The organism is Aminobacter sp. P4_D5 (genome assembly GCF_056401815.1).
In genome coordinates this window covers 1-518 of the sequence record NZ_JBFUIP010001394.1, presented here as the reverse complement: position 1 = coordinate 518, position 518 = coordinate 1, and the positions used below count along the sequence as shown (strand labels likewise).

Sequence of the window (518 nt, the reverse complement as noted above, 5' to 3'; positions counted from 1 at the left end):
CCCAATGAGCGGTTCTACTTCCTCCAGGGCGCCGATGGCGTGGACCGCGAATTCCTCGCGGCCCAGGAGCGGCAGGCCGCCAGGCTGGGCCCGGCCGCCGCGGCCGGGCGGGCTGCCAATTTCCTGGCGGTGTCGGGCGGGGGCGAGGACGGCGCGTTCGGCGCCGGCCTCCTCTGCGCCTGGACGGAGATGGGGAATCGGCCGGAMTTCGACCTCGTCACCGGCGTCAGCACCGGCGCCCTCACGGCACCTTTTGCCTTCCTGGGCCCGCGCTACGATGGCGCCTTGCGCGAGATCTACACCAGCATCGGCCTGCGCGACGTGGCCAGCATGCGCGMCTACCTGTCCGTCGTCCTCTCGGACGCGTTGGCGGACACGGGCCCGCTCCATCGCACCATCTCGCGCTACCTGACCGCGGAGATGCTGGCGGACATCGCCGCGGCCCATGACGGCGGCCGGCTCCTGCTGATCGGCACCACCAACCTCGATGCCCAGATCCCCGTCGTGTGGAACATAGG

Annotated in this window: 1 protein-coding gene; it reads left to right on the top strand. The window is 71.3% G+C overall.

The window, feature by feature from the left end; translation table 11 throughout:
- On the top strand, positions 1-518 hold a 518-nt coding region (locus AC1DWF_RS38610; protein ID WP_476843676.1), incomplete at both ends, for a patatin-like phospholipase family protein.